Consider the following 317-nt stretch of genomic DNA (forward strand, 5'->3'; position numbering starts at 1 on the left):
TTCATCATGAAGAATGCCGGCAAGGTCATCATCGTGCCCGGCTACGGCATGGCGGTGGCGCAGGCCCAGCACGCCTTGCGCGAGATGGCCGACCAGCTCAAGGAGGAAGGCGTCGACGTCTCCTATGCCATCCATCCCGTCGCCGGCCGCATGCCCGGGCATATGAACGTGCTCCTGGCCGAGGCTAACGTGCCCTATGACGAGGTGTTCGAGCTCGAAGACATCAATGCCGAGTTCGCCCAGGCCGACGTCGCCTTCGTGATCGGCGCCAACGACGTCACCAACCCCGCCGCCAAGACCGACCCGGCCTCCCCCAT

Annotated in this window: 1 protein-coding gene; it reads left to right on the forward strand. The window is 65.0% G+C overall.

The genetic code is table 11. The features are described 5' to 3' along the window. On the forward strand, nt 1-317 hold a 317-nt coding region (locus BA190_RS34870; protein WP_162275294.1), incomplete at both ends, for an NAD(P)(+) transhydrogenase (Re/Si-specific) subunit beta.

The organism is Labrys sp. WJW (genome assembly GCF_001676615.1).
Classification (GTDB): Bacteria; Pseudomonadota; Alphaproteobacteria; order Rhizobiales; family Labraceae; genus Labrys; species Labrys sedimenti.